Genomic DNA, 23,623 nt, shown 5'->3' on the forward strand with positions numbered 1-23,623 from the left:
TATTATGGTTACCGGATACCGTCAAAAAAATAGGCGTTGTAAAAACGCCTAGATCAAGCCGACTTCCTGGAATTTGGCTTCGAGAATGTCGCCGTCAAACGGCTTCATTATGTATTCGGATGCCCCTTCGGTCAGGGCTTCGGTAATGTGGGACAGATCGTTTTCGGTCGTGCAGAACACGACGACCGGGTCTTTGCCGCCCTGTTCCTTGCGTAAGGCCCGCAGGAAGGTGATCCCGTCCATGACCGGCATGTTCCAGTCCAGAAGAACCGCGTTCGGCATGGCGGCCTTACAGGCATCCAGCGCTTCCTGACCGTCGGCGGCCTCAAGCACTTCAAACTGAAGGTTCTCCAGAATACGTCTGGCGACTTTACGGATGACGCGGCTGTCATCAACAACAAGGCAGGTTTTCATTCTAAAAAGCCCCTAAAATTACGCTAAACTAAGCGGCCTTGAGATGCCCGGCATCCAAAAGCGTGTGTGGATCCAACACTATCAGAAGTTCCTTTTCCAATTGATAAACGCCGACAATTATTTCTGCCCAGCGCGGCGGTAAATTGCCGGGGGCGGCGTGGAACTTTTCGTCATCCAGTTTCAGGACTTCATCAACGGAATCGATCACGAGGCCATAGCTGTCACCATGCACTTCGAGACCAATCGCCAGAGGCTCAGGCGCACCCTCTTCGCGCGGGCCAAGACCCAGGCGTCTGCGGGCGCACACGGCGGTCACGATCCGGCCACGCAGGTTCAGCACACCAGCGATTTCAGAGCGCGACAATGGCACAGGCGTTAAGCCGCGCGGATGGAACACGTCATGGACGCGCGCAGCATCGACGCCGAACAACTGGCCACCGACACGCAGGGTTACATAATCACGGATGCTCATGCGGCGACCTTTCCGGTTTCGGAGTCAGTATTGGTAGATTTGCGGGCATGTTCAGCCAGACCGCGGAATTGGTAGTAATCGACATCGAGGATTTCACAGGCGCGACCGGCGACGACGGCAGTGCCGCGGACACCTTGACGATCCGGTGACAGTTCGATCGACAACGAATCTTCGACCACATCGACGATCTCATCGACCGCCAGCGCCATGGCGTAGCCTTCGCCGGTAAAGACCAGCAGCGGCTGAATACCTTCGGCCATCAGGCCGGAGCCTTCGCTGACGTTCAAGATCGGCATCAGCTTGCCGCGATATTGCAGGGCGGCGCGGCCGTCCATGCGCTCGATCTTTTCGACTTCGATGTGCTCAAGGCGCGTGATGTGCTCAAGCTCAACCGCCTTGGGCGCGCCTGCACCTGCTTTAAACAGCAGCATGGCCACTTTTTCAGTCTCCACCGACGCGACAACGATGTCTCCGTCTTCGGCCGATTTCTCGTCGATGATGTTGCCGGCATATTCCGACAGGGCGTTCGGGTCGAGAATCAGCACGACCGAGCCGTCACCGAGGATGGTGGCACCCGAAAACGCCTGAACTGAGCGTAAGATTCCGGCCAGCGGCTTGACCACGATTTCTTCGGTATCGAGAACGTCATTGACGACCAGACCATAACGGCGCTCACCGACCTGGATGACCATGACAAAGGTCGGGTCCTCAGATTGGGCGGCCTCTAGTTGCATGGTTGGGCCTAATTGCACCAGCGGCAGCAGTTTATCGCGCAGACGCAGGACCAGCGCGTCATTGATCTTTTCTATTCTGTGCTCAGCATTGGGGCCTGTGCGGACCAGTTCCATAACTGAGGTTTGCGGCACGGCAAATTTCTGACGCCCGGCCCCGACGATCAGGGCAGACACGATAGCCAGGGTCAGCGGGATCTTGATGGTAAAGGTTGTGCCCTGACCTGTGACCGAGACCAGATCGATCTGGCCGCCGATTTGCTCGATATTGGTGCGCACCACGTCCATGCCGACGCCGCGGCCCGACAGGTTGGTGACCTTTGCGGCGGTCGAGAAGCCGGGCGCGAAGATGAAGCGGTGGATCTGCTGATCCGACATGGCTTCGACTTCGTTGCGCGGGGCCAGCGCCTTTTCAATGATTTTTTCGCGGATGCGGGCGGTGTTGAGGCCGCGACCGTTATCAGCGATACGGATGACGATATAGCCGCCTTCGTGGAAGGCCGATAGTTTAACCGTACCGGCGGCAGGCTTGCCCAGTTCGATACGCTCAGCCGTGGGTTCCAAACCGTGGTCAGCCGAGTTTCGGACCATGTGGGTCAGCGGATCGCGGATCAGTTCCAGCACTTGCCGGTCAAGTTCGGTGCCTTCACCGTCCATGACCAGATCAATTTTCTTGCCCAGTTCGTGGCTTAAGTCGCGCACCAGACGGGGCAGCTTTTTCCACGCTGCGCCAATCGGCTGCATGCGCGTTTTCATCACGCTGTCCTGCAACTCACCGGTCAGGGTTGAGAGACGCTGTAATGGGGTGGCAAAGGCGGAATCTTCGCGGTTGCGCGAAATCTGCAGCAACTGGTTGCGGGTCAGAACCATTTCCGACACCAGCGTCATCAGCCCTTCCAGCACGTCAACCGACACGCGGATCGACTGGGTGGTGGCGATGGCATTGTCTTCACCCATGATCGGGGCGGGGGCGTCCGAGGACGTGGGGGCGGCTTTTGCAGCGACAGGAGTCGCAGCAACCGGTGCCGGGGCGACTTCGGAGACGCTCAGCTCAGGCTCAACCTCGGCGACGGCTTCGTTCATCCAGTCGGGGGCTTCGGCAGCCGCAAAGGCGGCTTCGAGTTCAGCTTCGGACACTTCGCCGGGACGTAAATTGCGCTCAGGTTCTTTTTGCACCACCTCGGGAGCCAGGATCGGATCAGTCTCAGAGCCAATCGGGCGATCCGGCACGTCGACAGACTGCACGGCGGAAATATCAACGGCCTGACCTTCGGCCATGGCTTCCAGTTGGGCGATCAGGTCATGGTCGTCGCCGTCCGGTTCATTGCCGGTCGATTCCAGACCCGACAGAATGAACTTGATGCGGTCGATAGAGTGCAACACCAGGGTCACGGCATCGGAGGTAACCTCCAGCTTGCCATCGCGGAAACGGCCCAGCAGGGTCTCTCCGGCGTGGGCAACCGCTTCAAGGCGCCCAAGGCCTAAGAACCCGCAGGTGCCTTTGATGGTGTGCACCAGGCGGAAAATATTATCGAGCGTCTTGCGCTCATTAGGGTTGGCTTCGAACTTGACCAGTTCGCTATCGACCACCTCAAGGCTTTCGGCGGTCTCGGTCAGGAATTCGGCAATCAAATCGTCCACAGCATACCCCGTCAGTTTTCTAAGCCGCCCGTGCTTTTTGCAAACGCACTTTGGCCCCGGATAAACTTTATAGACAGGGTTTGGTTAAGAGACCGTTGGCAAAAGATTAATGAGAAATAAATCTAGGGTTTTAAAGGGTTGCGGGTAATGCGGTAGGATTTGGTTCTGTATCTCCTTCCCGATGAAACGGTGGAGAGCGGATTTAGTCGAGGAGAGCTTGCTGTTGCATCGATGTCATTGAGGATTGAATGTACTTTTTTGCAGGCATGTCCAGAAGGCCGACAATTACTCGGCGTACAAAGCAAAGCATCTCGTAGGAAAACGGAATAGAAGGATTTCTTGCGCTAGGAATATTTGCATATCCTAATGGGAGTTTGCGTGAGCCATCGCTAATCAGTGCTTCGTGAAATAATGAGTTTCTGATCTTGGGAAGGTCCAACCATTCAGGTTTTTCAATATTAAAATGTATGGCCATCGCCTCTAAGCGATTAGCATGAGCCGAATTAACAGAACTAAGGCCCTTTATTTCTGCGCTTGCACGCCAACAAGCATCTAAGGCTTGGTAGGCGTATGTAAATTCCTCAAATTGGAGGAGGTTACGTCGCTTGGCTAACCATAACGCATGAATAGCACCTTCCAAATTTTGAATTCCCAAATTGTTTGCCCCGTGCTTATCCCAAAGGGCATCGGCACATTCCAATCCGATTTTAAGCTCCTTATTGCTGGCATAAAAATCGTTCAGGCTTCCGGATTTAAGTGGTGTCGAGTCCAAGAAAAGATGACCTTCTGGCATCATTTTCATCCCGGCTAGAAATCCGAATACCCACACAAGAAACCATAATCGGTGAGGATCGCTATCCTGATGCTCAATTGTATGAGTCATCGGCATTCCAAAATAACGGTTTGTATAAGGGAGTTGTGTAACCTCTCCACCGTTCTCTAATTCGAGTCTCGGAGCATAAATCCAACCATTGTAAACAGACGTCCACGACGCAACATAATCCACTTTATGTTTCAAGTCGGGAAGTGTTGTGATCTTTATCTTATCGCCTGAATAGTTGAAGGTATTGGGATAAAAGCCAAACTCCACCTGTGCCATTTGATCTCCATTAAAACAGGGGAGCTTTGACGGCGATCGCCCCGCTCGCCAGTGAGCTTGTAGAGATACATTTTTACTCCCCCGGCCTGCCGGGGGACCGAGCCGCCGGAGCGGGTAGCGCGGCGCATTGGCGCCGTGACGGAGGGGGCAAACTACCTCACCACCTCGCAAGTTACCCCCGGCAGGGCGTTAACCGACCCATCATCGGCCCGCACGGCCAAGCATTCACCCTTGCGGCGGATGATATCAAACCGGATCGGCACAGCGGTTGAGTGGGTTTCATGCGGCCCCAGCGGCGGCGGTAGAACGGTGACGGTTGAGGTCTGATCCGACGCTGTGACCCCAAGTTCTACCCGCCCGCGATTTAGCGTCTTGGCCAGAGCGGCGCTAATCGCCGCGCGTATCTCAGGCACACTCAGATCAACAGTGGCGGTCCGATCGGCAGCCGATGATCCGGCCTTTGTCTGGCACGCGCTCAATCCTAACACTAAGGCTGCCAAGGCCAGTTTTACTAACGTCATCGTAGGTCTCCCTTTTAGCGGGTCATGGTCATGTCGCGATTGGTTTGCATGATCCCTTTGTCCGGCGCTTCGAGCTTTAGCGATCCGCCCGCGTTACGGCTGCTGAACGCGCCGCTTTGCACGGCGGCGGTGGCGACCGGCGGCGGGGTCGGGCACGCCCCCGTTGTGGCATAACCTATCGCGGCCCTCAGCAAGCCCTCGGTGTCGTCGCCCAGTTCGCGCGTCAGGTCATCATTGGCCGCACAGCCCGCGATCTTGACGCCGGTTGAGGTTGACGCATTGACCGGCACAAACCCTTCGGCATAGTCGCCAAAACCGGCATGGTTCACACCCTGAAACTGAATGGTATAATAGGTCTCTCCGCAATTGTCCTGAGGGTAGAAACCATAAGGCTTGCCGCAGGTACGCCCGCCGATCTGCACCACCTCAACGCCAATGCCGCGCAGGCCATTGATCACCGCTTCGCTGGCGCTACATGTGGCGCCGGTCGTCAGCACAAACACGCGCGGCAGGTTGAGCATCGGCAGGGCCGTGCCTTGGGCCAGACTAAACCCTAAGCCAGTGTTATAGAAAGGCACCGGATTATTGGCCTGACCCGTCACCGGATTTCGGTTTCCGGCCAGGGCATTAAAGCGCAGGCTCTCAAAATTGCGGTTGGTAGTGCGCGCATCGCCCGCGACCATGTAGCTGAGTTGCGAGGCCACGGCTAATAACCCGCCGCCGTTATAACGCAGATCAAGCACCATATCGCGCACCCCTTCGTTGCGCATAGTCGTCATGGCCCCGGCCAGTTCGGCTTCGCTGGCATTGGGGCTAAAAGTATTGAACAAAACATAGCCGATCTTGCCGCCCGCCCCGTCATCTAACACACGGGTGCGGTTGACGGCCTTGGCGCTAAGGTTCTGCGCGGTCAGGGTAATCGTGCGGATGGTGGTGGTGCCGGGATCGCGCACCTCCATCGTCGTCGTCGCACCGACGGTCGGCGGGAAAAGGCCATTGTTGAGCGTATTAATTTCAGCCTCAGTGCTGCCGCCGTTGACAAGATCAATGCCGTTGACGCGCAAAATCTGTGTGCCGCGGATAAGTTGTTTCTGCCCGCCCGCTATCTCTTCGGCTGGAGAGTTCGGATCAGTATAGAGCACCCGCACATCGCGGGGGACGCTGCCGGACAATATGGCAAACTCGGCCCCGTAACTGGCGCTGGCCACCGCATTGCGCCGCGCCAGATACTCAGTCGTCGGCTCGCTGAAATGGAACTGATCTTTGGGCGCACCGGACGCCGTAAGGGCTAGTGTTTTCAGCGTGGCGAAATATTCGGTGCGCGTACCGCCGTTGGCCGGATTGGTGTCGGTGACTTCGGTGTTCCACAGATAGGTTTCGCGCGTCCACGACCTGAGCCAGTTTTTTTCGGCCAATTCAGTTCCGGATCTGTCGGGATAGGCATTGCCCTCTATGTCAACGCCGGTGCGCACGCTCTGGCACTGGTTCTTAAAAGTGCTGGCGGCGGAAAATACCCCCGATACCCAACCTGCAGGCGTCGTGACCGTTGCCCCTCCGCCTGTGGAGCCACCGCCACCGCCTCCGCCACATCCGGTCAGGGCCGTTGCCGCGATCATCAGCCCAAGGGTTGCGACGTTTTTAAAGTAAAACATGAACTTTAGTCCCCTGAACCTAATCAGCCGGACGATACCGCAGGTTACAGAAGAGTCAAATCCTCCGCTGGCGGGAGTTTCTACATTTTTACGATGATCTCAAGTCGGTCTTCTTCGGCGGTGAAGGTGAGGGTGCCGCCCGCTTCCGTAACCACGCTGTGGAGCCAGAAGGGCTGAATCCACTGCCCGGACAGGCCGTCACCGAGCGGATCACCGCTTAAGCCCTCAACCGCTTCGGGTTTCAGGCGGGCCTTTTTGCCGGTGGACAGGGCGGTGAAGGTGATTGCGTCGCCGTCTTTTGCCATATCGATTGTGGCCGTCCCACCCAAGGGCAAGGCCCCTCCGGCAATATAGACCAGATTGACAAGTGCTCGCGCCACCGGCTTTTCCAGCACGATCTCATCGTCGATATTCAAATCCAGAGTGGCGCGCATGGTCGAAAACATGTCATCCAGAATCTTGCGCAGTTGTTTGACCGAAAAATCCTCAGCGGTGGTCGCAGCGCCAAACGCCACGCGGGCGAAATAGACGATCGACACCAGCTTCTTTGACGACGCCTTAATCAGGTTAATCGCGTCTTCCTTCATGTCCTGCGCGGACGGATCTTCAAGCAGGTCAAGGCCAGACACGATCGCCCCCGTCGGCGATATAAAATCATGGCACAACTTGGCGATCAACTGGGTCGCCAGTTCATGAGGGTTCGGCAGCGCGTTGGGCGGCGTGGTCTCAGCCCCGTCGGTGTCAATTGTGTCGGCTACGGTGGCTTCAGGGAAGGTCATGCCCATGTCCTCAGTTTAGATTCTTTGACGCCATATGTGAGGTGATTTGCCTTATCAGCAAACATTTTAAGCGATAAGGTGGCAAGAATTCAGTCTGTTTGACGGCGGCTACAGCACGCGCTGCCCCGCCTAAGCTTTCTTTCACAGCCATTCGCATTTACCCGTTTGTGTTTGTACGCTATCACGGCGCAACGAAAACACAGACTAACCGGAGGTTCATCCCATGTCCGAATCCACACTGTCGCGTTCTGGACGCGGTAAGATTTTTGAGTCCATTCTTGATACCATGGGCGATACGCCTTTGGTGCGCCTGCCGCGCCTGTCGAAGGAATATGGCTCTAAGGCTGACGTGCTGGCCAAGCTTGAGTTCTTTAACCCGCTGTCGTCCGTCAAAGACCGGATCGGCATTTCGATGATCGAGGCGCTGGAGGCTTCGGGCAAGCTGACACCCGGTGCGACTATAGTCGAACCAACATCGGGCAATACCGGTATCGCGCTGGCATTTGTCGCCGCCGCCAAGGGCTATAAGCTGATCCTGTGTATGCCGGAATCCATGTCGCTGGAGCGCCGTAAGATGCTGGCCCTGCTGGGCGCCCAACTTGAGCTGACCCCGGCCGAAAAAGGCATGCGCGGTGCGATTGCCAAGGCGTTGGAAATCATTGAGGCCACGCCGGGTTCGGTCATGCCGCAGCAGTTTGAAAACGACGCCAATCCCTATATTCACCGCATTTCCACGGCTCAGGAAATCTGGAATGATACAAATGGCGCGGTCGACGCGGTGATTTCCGGTGTCGGCACCGGGGGGTCTATCACCGGCATCGGTCAGGCCCTGAAAGAGAAAAAAGCCTCCGTTAAGATGATAGCCGTTGAACCCGAAGCCTCGCCCATCCTGTCGGGTGGTGAGCCTGGCCCGCATAAGATTCAGGGCATTGGCGCGGGCTTTGTGCCGGGTATTCTCGATCGTGGTGTCATTGACGGGATTGAGACCGTCTCGAACGACGCCGCCTTTGCTATGGCCCGCAAAGCCGCCGCCACCGAAGGTCTGCCGGTGGGTATTTCATCGGGTGCCGCGTTAGAGGTCGCCTTCCGTCTGGCGGCAAAGGATGAGTATGCCGGAAAGACGATTGTGGCGATCATTCCAAGCTTTGCGGAAAGGTATCTATCCACCGCCCTCTTCGACGGCCTTTAACATCCAAAGCCACGGTCATCTAATACGCGGTCTGCGCTTGCAGGTACGAATTGTACCTGCGGCGCTTGCCAGCTATTATCTGACTCATGGCTTTGGCGTTAAAACCTGAGCGCTAGAAATTCCCCATAACAAAAGATTAACGCCTGACGGGGCATGATGGCGCATGTCTGAGTCTCAGTCCCGTTACATAGAAGATCTGGATGCGCAAGTGACAGGCGTGCCCGTGCGGGTGAGCCTGTCGCGCCAGACCCTGCTTAAGCGGCTGGCGGATGTGGTGTGTCTGCCGGAAAGCCGCATCAATGCCTTTGAGCGGGCGGTGACGGCGGATTTGCTGGTGGAAATGCTCAGTGAGGCCGGTGTCGAGGACCGCGCCCGCGTCGCCAAACGATTGTCCCATCTGACCGAAGTGCCGAACTCGCTGGTGCGCCGCCTGATCATCGATGAGGTGCGCGTCGCCCGCGCCCTGATCGAAGACTGTGAAACGCTGAACGACTCCGATCTCAGTTACTGCGCTCGCAATGGCGGCCATGAGCACCGGATGTTGCTGGCCGCGCGAAAGAATCTGGCCCCCATCCTGACCGAAATTCTGATCGAACAGCAGGACGTGCGGGTCATCGAAGTCATTCTGAAAAACACCCGCGCCGCCCTGTCGCAAATGGCGGTTGAAGCTGTGGTGGTCCTAAGTCAGTCCCAGCCGCAACTGATACCGCTGATTATAAAGCGTCCGGAAATCCGACCCAGTTCGGCCTATGTAATGTTCTGGTGGGCGGATGCCGAGGTGCGCCGCGTGATTCTCAGCCGCTTTGCGGTCAACCGCGAAGTGATGCAGGATGCGGCTTCGGATGTGTTTGCCATGGCCGCTGACGAAGGCTGGCAGGACGCCCTGTCGCGCAAGGCGCTCCAGTTTATTGAGCGGCGGCAGCGCAACCGGGCGGCTCTGGCGCGCAGTCCGTTCGACAGTCTGGAGGCGGCGATAACTGAGGCCGCCCGTATCGGCATGACCCGTCATCTGGCCGAAGAGATATCTTACCTTGCGGGCATAAAGCCCTCAACCGGCGCTAAGATGCTGCGTGATCGGGGCGGCGAGCCTCTGGCGGTACTGTGTAAGGCGACGGGCTTGCCCAAGGCTTCCTTACGCGCCCTGTGGCAGGCCCTGCGCCGCCCGTCCCAGATGGCTGATGGGACGATCCATCCTGAGCTTGAGCATGTGCTGATTACGTTTGACGTGCTGGCGACCGATCGGGCGCAGACTGTATTGCGCTATTGGAACTGGTCGCTGTCTTCGGCCTTAAGTGCCACTCTGATCCGTACCCTGAGTAAAGGCGAAGAGGTCGATCTGGACGGCTTAACCGTGCCGGAACGGGCGGCGATGCTGGCCTTTGCTCAGGATCTGAAAGCCTGAGGGTGATGATTTTTACGCAGAGTGACCTTGCGTCAACTTACGGTTTTTGTAAGTAATGCATTCCCATATTCACCACGATGTGAATATTTTTTCTGCTGAAGACTTGAATAATCAAAAGTCATGGCTTAGTTAAAGCGCGAACTAAAGTTGATATTTCAGGCGAATTCACGGGATTTGTGTAATGGACAACAAGACAGACACCATTGATATGACGGCGGACATTGTTTCAGCCTATGTTGGTAATAATTCTGTGCCGGCCAGTGAGTTGCCGTCCCTGATCCAGAATGTATATGCCGCCCTCAACAGCATAACTACCGGTGAAGAAACCAAGATCGAAGCGCCGAAAGAGCCTGCGGTTTCGGTAAAGAAGTCGATTTCTTCTGATCATATTGTCTGTCTTGAGGACGGTCGCAAGTTCAAGTCGCTCAAGCGTCACCTGCGCACTAAGTACAATATGTCACCTGAAGAATATCGCGCCAAGTGGGGCCTGCCGAAGGACTATCCGATGGTCGCGCCAAACTATGCCAAGGCCCGTTCGGATCTGGCCAAAAAGATGGGCTTGGGCCAGGGTGGCCGTCAGGTCGCCCGCAAGACCCGCGTCGTGAAATAAAGGCGATAGAGTAATTATCGCATTTTGATGTCAAAAGCGCTCTAACTTGAAGTTAGGGCGCTTTTTTGTGTCTTTTTACCATCAGAGAGGTCGCGTTAACCCTTTTTTGCTTGCCAAAGAATCACCCCTTAAGAGAAGGTAAATTCAGGTGATTCGTTTTGATCGTGCGCGGATACTGGTGATTCGTGCGATTCGGGGCAGGTTGACGGGCGGTGGGTATCGTCCGTGCAAAAGGGGTAGTGGCGCGTTTTGTTATGGCGGGTATAGCGGCTGAAATGGCATCGGCTTTGCGCGGCCACGAAGACATCTTCCGCTACTGGAAGAGCCTTCGTAAGCCGGGGCGTCTGCCCGCCCGCGCCGACATTGACCCGTGTGCCCTGCGTAAACTCCTGCCGACCATCAGCCTGATTGATGTTTCCGACAGCTATCTGGCCAATGGGCTGCACGTTCTGCCGCCGGAAGCCTTCCGTCAACGGCTGGCCGGTACTGAGCTTTTCAGCGCCTACGGCACAGAGATCACCGGTAAGACTTTCGATGAAATCTATACCGCCGAAGAGGCGCAATACTGGGCCGAAGAATTGTCGCTGGTTGCCACCACCCGTAAGCCCAATGTCGGTTTACACTCCATGGCCTGGCGCGGTGCACGGGGCTTAAGCCTGTTCTGGCTGCGTCTGCCGCTGGCCAGCGATGGGGTTAAGGTCGATATGATTCTGGGCCATGATGCCATGATCGGGCGTCTGGAAGCCCCCACCAGCGGGATTCGCGCGGCCTGAATCACGGCGAATCACAGATCTTATGATCAGATCATCCGCAGGTGCGTATTAGGATTTTTTGCCTATTTTTTATTTATCAAAAATTGTTTTTCATTAATTTTGAATCGATTGGCAATCTATGCGTGAATAAAATTTAGGCTTTTAAGCCTATTTTTTATTTTATATAGGAAAGTTATCCTCTAATCTTTTGGCGTGTCTATGCTGTGGTTTGTACCGCGGCTCCGGGCCGCCTTAATAAAAGATGGTGTGATAATGACAATTGGGATTTTCAGTGCCGCCCGTGCGGCCAGGGCGGCGGTCGCGGTGCGGGGCGAAGGGGCAGTGCCGTCTGTGGAGCGCCTGACCGGGCAGGATATGCAGGCGCTGAAGGATCGCGCCAAGGCCCTGTTTATCATCGATGTGGTATCACATGCCACGGGCATACCGGCGGCTGAGATTTTATCGTCATCGCGTAATCATGCGGGCGCGGCGCGGGCGCGGCAGGTGGCCATGTATCTGGCCTATATCACCTATCAGTGGCCGTTGGCGCGGATTGGGGCGGCATTCAAACGCGATCGCACGACGGCGGGTCATGCGTGCCGCCTGATCGAGGATTTACGTGATGATCGCCGCTTTGACCTTGAGTTGGATAAGCTGGAAGCGTGCCTGAAAAACGCGCCGGAACCTTTGGCCATAGTGTGCTGAGGGCCTAAAAATTAACCTCTTTGGCCTATGATAAATCACAGATTTTAAGACGAGCGGGTGTCATGTTTAAACTGTTGCAATCGATCGGGCAGCGCCGTGACGCTCAGCCGCTCCCGCCCGAAGCCGCGCCATCGGAAATCCTGGCCCCACGGCCTTTGTCGGCCTTGGCGCGGTTGAAAAGCGCCGAAGGCGGGCCCTTGCTACAGATGCGGCATAAGGCAGCGTTTGAGCAACTAGCCCGCGATTTTCGGGCCGGATTTGTTACCGCTCCGGCAGGGACGGACTGGCGGGCCTTTGGCGCCGATGGTAATCCGGCGCGCTTAAGGGTCGATGAGCCGATGTTCCGCCTTAAGGCACGGGCGGCCTATGAAGGGGCGATCTGCCATCTGGGCCATCCGTCGGGCGACATGATCCGCCGTCTGATGCAGGAAGGCCTGACCTTGCCGGTGCTGGAACGCGATTACAGCCTGCCGCGCGGTCAGGGCAAGGTCGCCGTGCGCGACGCGCTGGAGCGGCTGGCAACCTATTATGGGTTATAATTCAGGCCGTGGCGTGTTTCAGGCGCTCGACCATCGACATCAGCCCATTGGTGCGCTGGGACGACAGGGCTTCGTTCAGGCCGAGTTTATTCAGCGTATCGCGGATCGAAAAACCTTGAATCTCTTCGTGCGACAAACCGTTCAGTAAACGCGACAACAGCGCAATCAGGCCCTTAACGATAAAGGCGTCGGAATCGCCGCGAAAACGCAGGATACCATCCGGCGCATCATCGATGACCAGCCAGACCTGACTGGCGCAGCCGCGCACCTTATGGGCCTCGGTCTTTTCGGCCAGAGTCAGAGGGGCCATGTCCTTGCCCAGATCGATGATATATTTGTAGCGCTCTTCCCAGTCATCGAAGAGTTCAAACTCATCATAGAGGTCATCAAGGCGCGCAGTAAATTCAGACATATTCAGGGGAACCTATATACTTTCCCCGGATGTGACCCTTCAGGGCTGTGATTTCAAGCGCAAAGTGGCCTTAAGCCCCAGACCGGGCGAAGTCGTGACCTTGAATTCGCCGCCCATGGCCTGACAATAGAGCTTCACGATCGCCCAGCCGAGGCCCGCACCGGGCTGACTGCGGCCGGGACCGTTTGAGCCCAGTTCAAACGGTTTCATCAGCCGGTCAATCTCTTCCATGGCCGGGGCCGCCCCGACATTGAACACCCAGATGTCGATAGCCTCACCGACCGCCTTGGCCGAGACCTCGATCAGCGAGCCTTCGGGGGCGTGGTTGAGGGCGTTGTCGATCAGGTGATCAAGGCAGATGCCGACCGCGCGGGCATCGAAATGGCCGCACAACCCCTCATCCTTGAGTCGCAGACTAAAGCGCACATTGCGCGCCTCGGCTCGTCCGGCATGACTGAGCAGGGCCTCTTCCAGGCAGGGCATGACGTCCTGTGTCGTGCAGATCAGATCGGCATTGCCGCCTTGCAGGCGCACGATTTCAAGCACATCATCAAACAGCCCCAGCAGCCTGCGGCCGCTGTCGTGGATGATCCCGGCATATTCATGGTATTGCGGCGACCCCAACGGGCCGAAATGTTCGTGACGCAGCACTTCGGAAAAACCGATGATCGAATTGAGCGGTGTCCTCAGTTCGTGGCTTACCATGCGCAAAAAGGCGCGCCCGCCATCGGCCGGATCATCGCCGGCCAGATGACCGGGTTGAGCGCGATGACCGGGCTCTGCAGCGGGGGCATTATCGGTAATTTCCGGTGCCTGAAGGTGTCGCAGGTATAAAGACATGAGGGCACCCTAACACAACATGCTTAAATGGGGTTTAAGCTGCGGCCAATTTTTGCGGGGGTAAGCGGTGGGTAAGTGCGGGCATGGATATATCGCCGCTTTCCCCCAATGAGTGAGAGTTTTGGCTGTATTCAACTTTGTTCGTTAATGTCACATCTGTTAAAAATAAGATATTGCGCCTCTGTTAAGCTTAACCGGCGGTGGCCTTATCACAGATTCTGTGGTGTGCTTAAGTTTATGATTGATGCGCCGAAACCCTCATCGACGTCGCCTTTGACTGGCCTGACTGTGGCCCGCAACCCGCTGCGGGTCAGTGTCGTGCTGTGGCATCTGGGGTGGTCGACCCTGGCCCTGATGGGGCTGGCGGGGATGCTGTTTCTCACCACGACCTCATTTGTGGTCGGTGCGATGGTGGCCGGGGCCATTCCCGGCCTGTGCGGTATATTCCTGCTGTCGAACGATAGCTTGCGCCGTCGTCAGATTCTGCTGTGGATCTGGAGCCTGTGCAGCCTGATCGCCGTGGGCTTAACCGGCGGCGTGGCCGGCCCTCTGGCGGTGTGGGTGGCGGCCCCTCTGGCGGCGGCGGTGGCGTTCAATCAGCGGGTGCTGATCTCGCTGGGGGCCAGCCTGTCGTTCATGTGTCTGCTGATCGCGACGTTTTTGAGCGTTTCCCAAAATATCCGCATTCCCGATGATCAGGAAGGGTTCTGGCTGTCGTTCCTGTCGCTCTTAAGTGTGACGGTCGGGCTGTCGCTGGCGCTGATGCCCGCCCTGCGCGCGCGGGTGGAACGGGCGCGCGACGCCGAAGATGCCCATGAACGTCTGCTGACCCAGTTGACCGAGCAGCCGTGCCTGATTCTGACCTTTAACGAAGGCGGGCAGGTGCTGTCGGCCTATGGGGAGGCCCCGGCGGGCCTTGATATCCGCCTGATGATGGAGCACGGCCTGACCGCCTGCGCCCATGTGCCTGACCGGGTGGCGGTGGCCTTGTCGGTCGAGCAGGCCACCAGCCTTGGCCGATCGGAGGTCGGCTTTACGCCCCATGCGGCGCTGGACCATTATCTGCATCTTAATTTGCGGCGCGGGCCGGACGGGCGGCTTTACGGGGTGATGAGCGACGCTTCGCTCACCCACGGTCGTGAGGTCGCGCTGGAGCAAGCCAAGGTCGAGGCCGAGGGCCTTAATCAGTCCAAATCCGAGTTTCTGGCCAGTATGAGCCACGAACTGCGCACGCCGCTCAATGCCGTCATCGGTTTTTCCGACATCATGCGCCAAAAGATGTTCGGGCCTTTGTCGGCGAAATATGCTGAATATTCTCAGCTTATCTTCGAGTCGGGCCAGCATGTGCTGGATCTGATCAATGATGTGCTGGATGTCTCAAAGATTGAGGCCCAGAAATATACGCTGTCGATCGAGGCGTTTGATGCCCGCGAACCGGTGTCGGCAGCCCTGCGCATTGTGCGCGCGCAAGCCCAGAACATGGTTCAGAACATGGCTGAGCCGGGGGCAACTGAGGGCACCGGCGGGGTACGCATCAAGTCGGTCCTGCCCCACAGTCCGATTGCGGTTCAGGCCGATAAACGCGCCCTGAAACAGATATGCCTGAACCTGCTGACCAATGCCGTGCGCTTTACCCCGGCAGGCGGGCAGGTAACCCTGATGCTCAATGTGGTAGGCGCCGACAGGCTTGAGATCAATATCACCGACACCGGCACCGGTATTTCCCCCGCCGACCTGACCCGTCTGGGCCAGCCCTATGAGCAGGGCGGATCGAACGCCCAAAAAGCCGGGGGCACCGGGCTTGGGCTATCGCTGGTCAAATCTCTGGCCCATCTGCATGGCGGGTCGATGACGATTGAGAGCACGCTCGGCGTCGGCACCAGCGTCAGTGTTATCCTGCCCATCATTTCCGAAGAGGCGGGGCCGGTCGAGATCAATGCGGTATCGACTGCCTCACAGGTCGGCGATGACGCCATAACCGCCTTTGATGCACGCCATGTCCGCACGCGCATACTGGATCACGTCAGCACGTCTACCGCCTCCGCCGAGGGCGGAACTCAGCCCGATCCGGGCGGCTTTTCCGACTTTATCATCCGCCCCCCGCGGTCGTAGAGTTCTAAAATAGGGCACACTTTGCTTACGTTTAAACTTCCACATGCAATTGCAGATTTGTTGGACGCCCGTAATCGACTAAGAGCGCACTATAAATCTGTGCTGCAAGCTACTGGTAGCCAAATAGATTTGAAGTTCACTTTGGACGGCAATCTCGTGGGAGATATAGGTGAAGCCGTAGCTGTGGAACTTTTCGGTATTCGCCTTGTCGAAACCAGATCGTATGCCGGAATAGATGGCTGTGCTCCTGATGGTCGATCAGTTCAAATTAAGGCGACTGGTACAGGTCGAGGCCCAGCTTTTAGGCTAACCGAAACGCGTGCCGATCACCTTTTATTCTTCGACCTTGATTTTGAGGGCGGCTGCGGGACGGTTGTATTCAATGGCCCAGAGCATATTGCAACAAGGTTTTTACCCGATATTTTTACCGGACAAAGATCCCTAACGCGAATGCAAATTTGTAAAGCTGATGAGACTGTGAGTGATGCTGCTAGGCTCCCCATGATTAGAGATTTAAAAGATTAGTGGCGTCCAAATTTACGTTTAGAGCATCTAAGTCTATCATCTTTAGGTACTAAGCAAATAAAAGCCCGCGTCCGAGGTTAACCGGACGCGGGCTTTATACCTATTGGCGTTTTAAAGTCTTACGACAGAACTACAATCACCACGCGGCGGTTGGCGGCGCGGCCCGCAGACGTATCGTTTCCGGCCACAGGCTGTTCCGAGCCATAGGAGATTGACGACATCCGGTTCAGTGCCACGCCCTGACTGTTCAGGAAGCGGCGCACGCTGTCGGCGCGCTCGGCCCCCAGCCTGTAGTTGATATCATCCGTACCGGTGGAATCGGTATAGCCCTGAACCTCAAGATAGACGTTTTTATTGTCAGTCTTGAGGCGTTCGGCCAGTTGCGAAAGCGTCGCCCTGGCCTGATCGGACAGGACGGCCTTGCCGGTATCAAACTTGACGGAATCGTCGGTCAGCACCACCGAATAGACAAACTTACCCTCCGCCAGCTTACCGGCGGCGGTGGCGCGGTTGAGCGCATCCTGAGTGGTGGCATCGAGTTGCGTAAGACGGGAGTCCTGCTGATCCATGCGGCTGTTGGCGGCACCGATCTTTTCGTCGACATACTTATGGCTGGCGCAGGCCGTGAGGCTGAGCATCAGCGGCAGGGCAATCAGGGCGGCGACAGGCTTAAAATGTTTCATCTAATATTCTCTCTGGTCGTTATGTCTCCCCGATCCCAGTCTTGCCTTAACCATAAATGATAGAAAAACGACCGAAAAAAGGCAAAGCTTTGGGCGCAGGCCCCTATGCCGCAACCGGATACCGCGGAGGAGTTCGGTTTTAGGGGCACCTATTTGGACAGCAGGGCCTGTATCGGCTTTGGGGAGTTACTGATCACCAGATGAGTGGCCTGATCCGCCCAGTTCGAGCATATGTGCAGCAAATTATTGATCGGCTTGGACATAATGGGGTAGAGCGCTACCTGGGCGGCGACTAACGCCACCGACAATATCCAGGTATCCGGAAGGGTCGGTATGATGTCGGCCAGCAGCGATGGCGACAGGGCCACGAACACGCCATTAATCATCAGCAGCACCAGCGTATTCTTGCCTATGCGGGCGATGTTCGGCGCGTATTTCGTGTGGCTCAGGCACATAGACAAGGTCATCAGGCCTATGATGCCGATTATGGCGCAAAGCAGAAAATAGGGCATGAAGCCAAACTGGCCATAGACGACATCAATATAAAAGCGGGGATAGCCGCTTGGGATCTCACAGACCTCAGTCGGGCTGAACGCGCAGCCCTTATTCAAATTATAGGTGAGCATTAGCAATAAAACGCAGGCGATGGATGTCGCCAGTGCATAGAGCGGTTTCAGGTTTGTCACCGGTCTTTTGGCATATGCGCGCCCGGCCAGAAAGAACAGCAACCCAATCGCCCAGGTATGCATCATGAACCAGGTTTTTCCGGTCAGGGCGGTCATCAGGTATGCGGCGATGACGGTGGCGACCACGCCCAGCTTGAGCCACAGGCTTTGGCGCAGATATAGCCACGCCAAGACTTGCACTCCGGCCAGAGACACAAAAAACCATGTCACCACCAGTATAAAGTCTTTTCCGGTCAGCAAGGGGCGAATGACCTTAACGCTTAGGGTCAGCCAGTCCATATCGGGGTTGGCTATGAACAGCAAAGGCGCCGCCAGTAGCTGGGTCACAAAAGCCAGAAGTATAAAGCGCAGAGCTGATGTAGTGATCTTACGCATAGACCGTGACGCCAACCCAAGGGCCGACAGTCCCGAAATGAAGTAAAAGGCTGGCATGATAAAGGTTGAAATGATGCGGCCCGCTTCGGCTGCTGAAGCATCCGTATGGCGGACAGTGCCGGGGTAGTTGAAAATGACGATGCAGTGGACCAGCAGAACCAGCAGAATGCTGATGCCGCGGGCGACATCGCCAACTGAGCTTTGCTTGGCCGCTTTGGCAGGCTTTGCCGATGCCGATGTGGCCGAGGTACTCATGTGACGTCCCGTTTTGATGCTTTGCACCGGACGGATTGCAAATCGGATACCATTATTGCGGGCGTTTTGTGTCCTGCGTCAGGTTATCAACCTGAAAATTTGCGGGCACCGAAGACGCAGGCGACTATGGCCAGCATGACCGCCACGACCGACAGTCCGACCGGTTCTTTCAGCAGCAGTGCCGCCAAAATGAGCGCCAGAAACGGCTGGATCAACTGCAACTGACCGATCGCGGCAATCCCCCCCAGCGACAGGCCACGATACCAGAAGAAAAACCCGATCAGCATCGAAAATATGGCGACATAGCCAAGCCCTAGCCAGGCGGGCCATGAGATCGCGGCCATATCAGCCGGCAGGGTCAGCATCATCACCGGGCCCATGACGGGCAGGGCGATCAGTAGTGCCCAGCAGATGACCTGCCACCCGCCCAGACGGCGCCCGAGTCGCCCGCCTTCGGCATAGCCCAGTCCGCACACGATGATCGCCGCCAGCATCAGAAGATCGCCCATGGGCGAGACGGCAAAGCCCTGAACGGCGGCAAAGGCCAGTATGCACGCGGCCCCAAGGCCTGAGAACAGCCAGAACATCGTCGTCGGACGCTTTTCACCCAGGAGGGTCGCAAATAAGGCGGTCGATAGAGGCAGCAATCCGGTAAAGACGATCGAATGAACTGAAGAGACCGTTTGCAACGCGATGGCCGTCAGGAGGGGAAAGCCGATCACGGTGCCGCCCGCGACGATCAACAACGACCCGATCTCGCTCTTTTTTGGCCACGGGGCGCGAAAGGCCCACAGGCACAGGGCCCCCAGAACGGCCGCAATCGTGGCCCTCGCCCCTGTCAGGAACCAGGGCGACATGTCGAGTACGGCGATGCGCGTGGCGGGCAGTGAGCCACTGAAAGCCACAACGGCGAGGCCGCCGCTGATCCAGGCATCGTTGCGAACGCTCGTTTGGGTAAGGGTTGTGGTGGTCATAATAAGTGTCTCCGGCCACGGTTATGGAGGGCGGGGGCTGGCGCGAACAGATACATTCGGCTAAAATTGCACTAAACTGTACCGATACAAATTGCAGGACACTTTATGGCGTTCGACCTTACCCTGACCCAGCAGGTCATGACTGTGATCCGTGACCAGATCGCCCGCCGCCAGTTATCGGCCGGGGCGCGTTTGCCGTCGATCCGGGCCTTTGCCGAGGCGCAAAAGGTGTCGAAATCGACCGTGGTCGAAGCCTACGACCGGCTGCTGGCCGAAGGGGTGATCACCGCCCGGCGCGGTTCGGGCTACTATGTGGCGGCGGCATCTGCCCCCTTGTCGCTGGCGGAAATCGGCCCGCGCCTTGACCGACAGGTCGATCCTTTGTGGGTGTCGCGCCAGTCGCTGGAGACGCGTGATTACCTCAAACCCGGCTGTGGCTGGCTGCCCGCGTCATGGATGCCGGAAGATGATATCCGTCGGGCGCTGCGGGCACTGGCCCGTAATCCGAAGGCCGATCTGCTCGATTATTCGACGCCTGCGGGACACGCAGGTTTGCGCCAGATTCTGACGCGGCGGCTGGCTGAAAAGGATATCGACGTATCCCCCGCTCAGGTCATCCTGATGGATTCGGCCACCCAGGCCATAGAACTGCTGTGCCGGTTTTTGCTCAAGCCCGGCGATACAGTTCTGCTGGATGATCCGTGTTATTTTAATTTTCTGGCCAAGTTACGCGCCCATAAGGTCAATGTCGTAGGCGTGCCCTATACGCCGAACGGGCCGGATATGGCGGCGCTGACCACGGCGCTGGAAACCCACCGGCCGCGCTTGTACCTGACCAATACGTCGATGCACAATCCGACCGGCGCCAGCCTGTCACCGATCAACGCCCATCGTCTTTTGAAACTGGCCGAAGCTTATGACCTGACCATCATCGAGGACGATATTTACAGCGACTTTGAGCTGGAGCCCGGCCCGCGCCTGTCGGCCTTCGACGGGTTTGAGCGGGTGGTCTATGTCGGTGGGTTCTCAAAGGCGCTGTCGGCATCGATCCGGCTGGGCTATATCGCCGCCCGACCGGACTGGATCGAAGCTCTGACGGATCTTAAAATTGCCACCCTGTTTTCCAGCCAGACCTTTGCCGCCGAACTGGTCTGTCAGGTGTTGAGCGATGGCCATTATCGTAAGCACCTCGATACTCTGCGCCAGAAACTGGCGGCCGTGCGGGGGCCTACGGCGGAGCGGCTGGATAAGTTGGGGCTGAAACCGTGGCTGCGCCCGCAGGCGGGGATGTTTTTGTGGTGCGAATTGCCGGAAGGCTATGATGCCTCCGATCTGGCGCGGCAGGCACTGAATGAACACATCGTGCTGGCACCCGGCAATGCGTTCAGCGTCAATCAAACCGCGACCCGTTTTATGCGCTTTAACATCGCCCAGTCACAGGATGAACGCCTGTTCGCGTTTTTAAAGAGCCGTGTGCGGATCTAAAATGGAAACTGGCAATACTCAGATTTGAAATAACGTGACTATGCGGTCGTGATCTGAGTGGTAAAAAGGGGCAACCGATAACCACCTGAACACGGAGACAGGACATGGCCTATGTAGAAGGTTTCGTTACCGCAGTGCCTGCTGACAACCGGGATATCTACATTCACCACGCTGAAAAAGCCGGGGAAATGATCCGGGAACTGGGGGCGTCACGGATGTTTGAAGGCTGGGGTGATCAGGTGCCGGACGGCAAGCTCACTGACTTTAAGCGCACGGTCAAGGCAAAGCCCGATGAGGTGGTATTGTTCTCATGGTTTGAATATCCTGACCGTGCTGCCCGTGATGCCGCCAATGAAAAAATGATGGACGATCCGCGCATGGAAGCGATGATGCAGGATATGCCGTTTGATGCGTCACGCATGATCTATGCCGGTTTCGAGGTGATCATCGATGAAGGGCCGGGAGGCAAGCCAGCCTATGTCGATGGCTCATTGCTGCCCGTGCCGGAGGCCGGGAAAGACGCGTACCGTGCTCAGTCGGTGGCGCAGGCGCAGGCCTTTATCGAGCAGGGCGCCCTGCGGGTGGTCGGGGCCTGGGGCGATGATGTGCCCGATGGCAAGGCGACGGACTATAAGGGTGCGGTGCTGCTCAACCCCGGTGAGGTGGTCACCTATAACTGGATCGAATGGCCGTCCAGAGCGGTGCGAGACGCGGCCTGGGGCAAACTGATGAGCGATCCGCGCTTTGAAGACGATGCCTCAGCCTTGCCGGCCGATGGCCAGATGCGGCGCGTTTACGGTGGGTTTGAGGTTATCGTCGATGTCTAATTACTATAGGGCGACGGCAGGGCGATAAACCCCGCGCCATGTAATAAAATCGCCGATCTCAAAGCGGGCATAGCGGGGACCGTCCTGAAAATCGAAGGCGATAATTACGTCTTCGCGCGGGTCAAGACCGGCCATGGCGGTCATAATTTCACGCGGAAAATCAAAGCGCACGGTGGGCTTGGGTTCGATCGTGCCGACGCGCTTACCGGATGGATCAAAGCCCGCAAAGTTAACCCGGCGATCCGCCCCCAAAGCCATATGGAGGTCATTGCGGTGAGAGGCCATGAAACTGCGGCTGTAGGTCTCGCTAAATCCCTTCGGCAGGTCGCGGCTTAAGGTGTAGCCGCCGCGCGTGATTACGCCGGTCGGGTTTAGTCTGGGATCGCGCAGCAGCAGACGCGCACCGTAAGGCGTTTCCTCAGCATTGAACTGCGCCATCACGGTCAGGTTAAACCCAGTCAGCGTGCCGTAAAGCCCGAACGCCAGGCGGGCGTCGCGGCTGTCCTGATGTTGCACCAGCCGCCACATGCGATCTGAGGCATGGCTGCGGGTGGCCTGCCAGTGGGTGCGGTCAGTCGGCAGTTCAAGACGCGGCTGGGCGACAAAGGCGCGGTAGGCGCCACGCACGGTCTCGGCTTCGGATTGCAGGGCAGACGAGGCGCAATCGACGCGCTCTCCGGCCTCACGGGCGCGGCTTAACACCGCGCGCATGTTGGTGGCCGAAATGCCGGCACGCACCAGGTGATTACGCGATTGCACCAGGCCGGCATTGAGGGCGGTCACGGCGGGGGCATCCAGCAGGTGGCAGCGTTTGTCAGCGCTTACCATGAACTGGCGACGTGTCAGGGTTTCGACCATGTCGGTGGGGGCCGCCGCGTGGGCCGCACCCGACAGCAGGCCTGACGCTATGATCAGAGCCGATAATACTTTATAGACGGACACGAAAATTACACCTGACCCGAAAGCTTATGCCAAATCCCATTTGTAAGGGCAGTATAAGCTGATCAGGCTTTAGGCTCCGTTTCCAAAGAAGGTAAACAGCGTGTTATTATCGACGGATTTTTGGGTCGGAGCCCTGTTGCGGCGCATCGAACAGGGCGGCGGATTTGGCTATATTGCGCAAAAAGGCGATGCAAAAGCGGGCGGGGTCATTGTTAAGGTGATTAACCTGATGACCCGCCAAGGCTATCTGCTGCGTGAGGCTCAGACATCTGACGGGGCCGTGTGGATGCGGCCGATCAAGACCGAAGATGAGGCGGAAATCGATAGCTATCTGCAAAGGCAGATAAAATTCGATCCTGACCTGTGGGTCGTGGAGATCGAGGACCGCGAAGGCCGCCATTTCTTAACTGAGAAAGTTGAGGATTTGTAAACCCTGTTCTTCAACGTGATATAAAACCCTTGGGTGTAGGGTAGGGCTCAGTATTACGGGTTTCAGGAAGGTGTCGCTGTTGTTTTTTCTGCTGAACGATCTGGTCCTTGAGCTTGAACCCGCGCGCATGATGCACCCGCTGGAGGCCGAACGCTTTGAGGCCTTAAGCCTTGATTACATCGCCCAACTGGGTAAGGAAATGTTCGCGCAAGACCCGCAGGCCCACCGCAAAAACCCTGAGCGGGCGCGCCGTCTGTGCTATCTGATCCAGCTAAAATTGCCGCGCGTGAATGCCGTGCAGTTTTTTGCCATGTCCGATCAGGGCCGGGTCGAAGACATCGACGCCAGCTTTAAGTCGCTCAATGAAATCGTCGTGGGCATGATGTATCAGGAGCAGATGGCGGGCGCGCTTAATGCCTCCAAGGTCGATCAGGCGGTCTGGCACCGCCAAGCCGCGTAATTGGCGACGCAACTACATGGTGATCATACCTGTTAGTGCCGTGCGGTAACATTAGACTTGTCCACAAATGATCTTCCTAATTTTCAAAGTTAGCGCTTTGTAAATATTTCA

25 protein-coding genes are annotated in these 23,623 nt (G+C 57.0%); 12 read left to right on the forward strand and 13 right to left on the reverse strand.

The features are described from left to right. Positions 1-48 precede the first annotated feature (48 nt). The 7 genes from OVA03_RS13565 to chpT form a co-directional block, all read right to left on the reverse strand. Positions 49-414 carry a response regulator gene (locus OVA03_RS13565; RefSeq protein WP_267525483.1) on the reverse strand — a complete coding sequence of 122 codons (366 nt, stop codon included), beginning with the start codon at positions 412-414 and terminating at the stop codon, positions 49-51. Between the two features lie 28 nt (positions 415-442). Beyond that, a complete protein-coding gene (locus OVA03_RS13570; RefSeq protein WP_189484448.1) occupies positions 443-886 on the reverse strand; it encodes a chemotaxis protein CheW in 444 nt (147 codons plus the stop codon). After that, positions 883-3,258: a chemotaxis protein CheA gene (locus OVA03_RS13575; protein WP_267525486.1), complete on the reverse strand. Its 2,376-nt coding sequence runs from the start codon at positions 3,256-3,258 to the stop codon at positions 883-885. Before OVA03_RS13575 ends, OVA03_RS13570 begins: the two co-directional genes overlap by 4 nt. Before the next feature lie 202 nt (positions 3,259-3,460). After that, a complete protein-coding gene (locus OVA03_RS13580; RefSeq protein WP_267525488.1) occupies positions 3,461-4,357 on the reverse strand; it encodes a hypothetical protein in 897 nt (298 codons plus the stop codon). 152 nt (positions 4,358-4,509) lie between these two features. Beyond that, complete coding sequence (locus OVA03_RS13585; RefSeq protein WP_267525490.1) at positions 4,510-4,878, reverse strand: hypothetical protein; 369 nt, start codon at positions 4,876-4,878, stop codon at positions 4,510-4,512. A gap of 14 nt (positions 4,879-4,892) precedes the next feature. Next, positions 4,893-6,530 (reverse strand): S41 family peptidase, encoded by a 1,638-nt coding sequence (locus OVA03_RS13590; protein ID WP_267525493.1) that lies wholly within the window; start codon positions 6,528-6,530, stop codon positions 4,893-4,895. An 80-nt stretch (positions 6,531-6,610) separates the two neighbouring features. Then, entirely contained in the window at positions 6,611-7,309 is a 699-nt protein-coding gene (gene chpT / locus OVA03_RS13595) for a histidine phosphotransferase ChpT (protein ID WP_267525495.1), read from the reverse strand. Positions 7,310-7,532: 223 nt separating this feature from the next. Between chpT and cysK the strand changes: the two genes are divergently transcribed. From cysK to OVA03_RS13625, 6 genes are all read left to right on the forward strand, one after another. Further along, entirely contained in the window at positions 7,533-8,498 is a 966-nt protein-coding gene (cysK, locus tag OVA03_RS13600) for a cysteine synthase A (protein WP_267525497.1), read from the forward strand. 163 nt (positions 8,499-8,661) lie between these two features. Beyond that, positions 8,662-9,900, forward strand: a complete 1,239-nt coding sequence (locus OVA03_RS13605; RefSeq protein WP_267525498.1) for a DUF2336 domain-containing protein — start codon at positions 8,662-8,664, stop codon at positions 9,898-9,900. Between the two features lie 181 nt (positions 9,901-10,081). After that, positions 10,082-10,510 (forward strand): MucR family transcriptional regulator, encoded by a 429-nt coding sequence (locus tag OVA03_RS13610; protein WP_189484442.1) that lies wholly within the window; start codon positions 10,082-10,084, stop codon positions 10,508-10,510. Between the two features lie 254 nt (positions 10,511-10,764). Next, positions 10,765-11,283, forward strand: coding sequence for a PAS domain-containing protein (locus OVA03_RS13615; RefSeq protein WP_267527729.1), 519 nt, complete (start codon positions 10,765-10,767; stop codon positions 11,281-11,283). Positions 11,284-11,535: 252 nt separating this feature from the next. After that, positions 11,536-11,967 (forward strand): helix-turn-helix domain-containing protein, encoded by a 432-nt coding sequence (locus tag OVA03_RS13620; protein WP_267525500.1) that lies wholly within the window; start codon positions 11,536-11,538, stop codon positions 11,965-11,967. 62 nt (positions 11,968-12,029) lie between these two features. After that, complete coding sequence (locus tag OVA03_RS13625; RefSeq protein ID WP_267525501.1) at positions 12,030-12,506, forward strand: DUF6456 domain-containing protein; 477 nt, start codon at positions 12,030-12,032, stop codon at positions 12,504-12,506. A 1-nt stretch (position 12,507) separates the two neighbouring features. On the opposite strand, the gene OVA03_RS13630 is transcribed toward OVA03_RS13625, so the two are convergent. Both OVA03_RS13630 and OVA03_RS13635 read right to left on the reverse strand, forming a co-directional pair. Further along, the gene (locus OVA03_RS13630) at positions 12,508-12,918 is read right to left on the reverse strand and encodes a SufE family protein (RefSeq protein ID WP_267525503.1); all 411 of its coding nucleotides are present in this window, start codon (positions 12,916-12,918) and stop codon (positions 12,508-12,510) included. A gap of 39 nt (positions 12,919-12,957) precedes the next feature. Continuing rightward, a complete protein-coding gene (locus OVA03_RS13635) occupies positions 12,958-13,758 on the reverse strand; it encodes a sensor histidine kinase (protein ID WP_267525504.1) in 801 nt (266 codons plus the stop codon). Between the two features lie 225 nt (positions 13,759-13,983). Here OVA03_RS13635 and OVA03_RS13640 point away from each other — a divergent pair, with 225 nt between their 5' ends. Both OVA03_RS13640 and OVA03_RS13645 read left to right on the forward strand, forming a co-directional pair. Then, complete coding sequence (locus OVA03_RS13640) at positions 13,984-15,870, forward strand: sensor histidine kinase (RefSeq protein WP_267525507.1); 1,887 nt, start codon at positions 13,984-13,986, stop codon at positions 15,868-15,870. A 21-nt stretch (positions 15,871-15,891) separates the two neighbouring features. Then, a complete protein-coding gene (locus tag OVA03_RS13645; RefSeq protein ID WP_267525510.1) occupies positions 15,892-16,395 on the forward strand; it encodes a DUF6998 domain-containing protein in 504 nt (167 codons plus the stop codon). A gap of 119 nt (positions 16,396-16,514) precedes the next feature. On the opposite strand, the gene OVA03_RS13650 is transcribed toward OVA03_RS13645, so the two are convergent. The 3 genes from OVA03_RS13650 to OVA03_RS13660 form a co-directional block, all read right to left on the reverse strand. Further along, a complete protein-coding gene (locus tag OVA03_RS13650; RefSeq protein WP_267525512.1) occupies positions 16,515-17,078 on the reverse strand; it encodes an OmpA family protein in 564 nt (187 codons plus the stop codon). 149 nt (positions 17,079-17,227) lie between these two features. Beyond that, positions 17,228-18,394 (reverse strand): acyltransferase family protein, encoded by a 1,167-nt coding sequence (locus OVA03_RS13655; protein ID WP_267525514.1) that lies wholly within the window; start codon positions 18,392-18,394, stop codon positions 17,228-17,230. Between the two features lie 86 nt (positions 18,395-18,480). Then, complete coding sequence (locus OVA03_RS13660; RefSeq protein WP_267525516.1) at positions 18,481-19,368, reverse strand: DMT family transporter; 888 nt, start codon at positions 19,366-19,368, stop codon at positions 18,481-18,483. Positions 19,369-19,473: 105 nt separating this feature from the next. Between OVA03_RS13660 and OVA03_RS13665 the strand changes: the two genes are divergently transcribed. Next, positions 19,474-20,853 (forward strand): PLP-dependent aminotransferase family protein, encoded by a 1,380-nt coding sequence (locus tag OVA03_RS13665; RefSeq protein WP_267525518.1) that lies wholly within the window; start codon positions 19,474-19,476, stop codon positions 20,851-20,853. Positions 20,854-20,957: 104 nt separating this feature from the next. Beyond that, positions 20,958-21,680 (forward strand): DUF1428 domain-containing protein, encoded by a 723-nt coding sequence (locus OVA03_RS13670; RefSeq protein WP_267525520.1) that lies wholly within the window; start codon positions 20,958-20,960, stop codon positions 21,678-21,680. Positions 21,681-21,683: 3 nt separating this feature from the next. Here OVA03_RS13670 and OVA03_RS13675 read toward each other — a convergent pair whose 3' ends face one another. After that, positions 21,684-22,622 carry a hypothetical protein gene (locus OVA03_RS13675; RefSeq protein WP_267525521.1) on the reverse strand — a complete coding sequence of 313 codons (939 nt, stop codon included), beginning with the start codon at positions 22,620-22,622 and terminating at the stop codon, positions 21,684-21,686. 100 nt (positions 22,623-22,722) lie between these two features. Here OVA03_RS13675 and OVA03_RS13680 point away from each other — a divergent pair, with 100 nt between their 5' ends. Further along, complete coding sequence (locus OVA03_RS13680) at positions 22,723-23,052, forward strand: DUF1491 family protein (protein ID WP_267525523.1); 330 nt, start codon at positions 22,723-22,725, stop codon at positions 23,050-23,052. Between the two features lie 70 nt (positions 23,053-23,122). Next, positions 23,123-23,512, forward strand: coding sequence for a hypothetical protein (locus OVA03_RS13685; RefSeq protein WP_267525526.1), 390 nt, complete (start codon positions 23,123-23,125; stop codon positions 23,510-23,512). Positions 23,513-23,623 lie beyond the last annotated feature (111 nt).

Source organism: Asticcacaulis sp. SL142 (assembly GCF_026625745.1).
Taxonomy (GTDB): domain Bacteria; phylum Pseudomonadota; class Alphaproteobacteria; order Caulobacterales; family Caulobacteraceae; genus Asticcacaulis.